This window comes from Methylomonas sp. BG-2, assembly GCF_057766305.1.
This window is the reverse complement of sequence record NZ_JBYMAP010000420.1, coordinates 1-1,910: the sequence shown is the minus strand read 5'-3', so window position 1 is coordinate 1,910 and position 1,910 is coordinate 1. Positions and strand designations below refer to the sequence as shown.

Below are 1,910 nucleotides of genomic sequence, written 5' to 3'. Positions count from 1 at the left end.
ATCTACTTCATCCACATTTACAGGCTCCGCTACTCGCGCCAGTTCAAAATCAAGCTCAATCACCGCGTTTTTTTCTCTCTCCATCCTTAGCTCTTCAAGGTAATCATCCTCCATTTGCTTTACCTGTTGTTCTCGCAGCTCCTTAGCCTTGATCTCTTTATCCATTTGCCGATACTCATCCAGCTTGTGCGCAAGAAAAGACATCATCAATCTCCAAAAATTTTGTTATTCATTTTCTCGACCACGCCGGCAATATGGCCGTCTGATAGGTGACTGTATCGCTTCACCATGTCTAGGGTTTTGTGGCCCAGTACCGCCGCGATTTCAACCATCGACGCGCCGCCCATCGCCAAATAAGACGCGGTGCAATGCCTCAGGTCGTGCCAGCGGAAATTATTCACTTCAGCCCGCTTCAAGGCGTTCAGCCAGGCTTTTTTAAGCTCGATTGGTTGGCTTGGGTGGGTTGGACTGGGAAACACCAGCGCGGTATCGAGCCGTCTTACCTTGTTAAGTTTTTGCAGTTCGGCTAGAGCTTGGCTTGCCAGGGGCACACGCCGCCGGTCACCGTTTTTGGTTTCGTGCAGGATGATGCACGGTTCGGTCAGGTTGACCACGCCCCACGCGGTTTCGCTTGGTTGCGATTCCGGCTCCCGCCAATATAGGTTCATGGTTTCGCTTTGCCTCATCCCGGTTGAGATAGCCAACACGAAGGCTGGATAAAGCAAAGGGTTTGGCGATTCCTTGCAAGCAATGGTTAGCCGGTTAAGCTCGTCGTCATCCAAGAAACGAACGATTCCGCGTGGCAGTTCGGGCAATTTAACGCCGCCATCTTTCAGCGGGGATTGTTCGAGCCAGAGCCATTCATTCACACACCGCTTCAAAACATCGGTGACGACCACAAAATGTTTTTTGATGGTGGCCGCCGCCAGTGGTCGCCCCTTGCGTCCGCCGTTAGTTGACAGGGTGTTACGGCAGTCGGCAAAGGTGGCGGTTGACAGATCGGCCATTACACAATGACCGATCTGAGAAGCCCACCATTCCAGCATCGGTCGCCGGTTGGTTTGCTCCACGTGGGTAAATTCGATCGGCAGTATTTCGCGGGTATAGCGTTCGATTGCATCCGCGAAGGTGTGTTTTTTGGCGGCCGTGCTTTTGAAGTGCCGCCCTTCGCGGATGGCGCTTTCGGTCGATGCGGCCCATTTGCGGGCGTCGGTTAGCCGGTCGAATGTGGCGCTTTGTACAGGGAAGCCCTTCAGCCGGATTTTTACCCGGTACGAGATTTTGCCGGTTTGGTCGATACGCTTTTCAATGCTTGCCATGCCTAAGCCCTTGGGGCGACGGCTGGCAATTTGATATGATACTTACAGCCATTGCTTAACCTACCGTGTTAAGTGAGTCGGTCAGGGCTTGAGGGTGCTGGTAACACCTTCAGGCCCGTTTTGTTTCGGCGAAGTATATCACCGTGGGGCACTTATGGGGCACTAGCTTGTAAAAGTCGTCGGTTATTGTCGGCTTTACTCGACAACAAATTGATATAAGTGGTTGAATTGTATTAATTAGGATTGTCGGTAGTTGTCGACAGGCTTTTTTATAACCGCACTCGTAACGCGAAGGTCGTAGGTTCGATTCCTATTGCCGGCACCATTAAAATCAAAGACTTATGTAATTTTTTATAAGTCAAAAACATTAATAGCTGTTTTTCGTTCACAAATCGTTCACAGTGAACAGGAAAAACAACTATGGCAACGATAAGAAAATTACCAAGTGGTTCTTGGCAAGTTCAAGTTAGAAGAAAAGGAGAAGCACCAACTAGCAAAACTTTTTCAGCTAAAAATTTAGCCGAACAATGGGCTAGATCAATTGAAAACCAAATTGATCGAGGAATTTTTGTTGATCGAACAGAAGTAGAA

General features: G+C 49.3%; 2 protein-coding genes. Both read right to left on the bottom strand.

Annotated elements, in window-relative coordinates:
• Window positions 1-204: hypothetical protein (locus AC3B8H_RS20865; RefSeq protein WP_488443431.1), on the bottom strand; the 204-nt coding region annotated here is incomplete at its 3' end.
• A 2-nt stretch (window positions 205-206) separates the two neighbouring features.
• Window positions 207-1,070 carry a site-specific integrase gene (locus AC3B8H_RS20860; RefSeq protein ID WP_488443430.1) on the bottom strand — a complete coding sequence of 288 codons (864 nt, stop codon included), beginning with the start codon at window positions 1,068-1,070 and terminating at the stop codon, window positions 207-209.
• Between the last annotated feature and the right edge of the window lie 840 nt (window positions 1,071-1,910).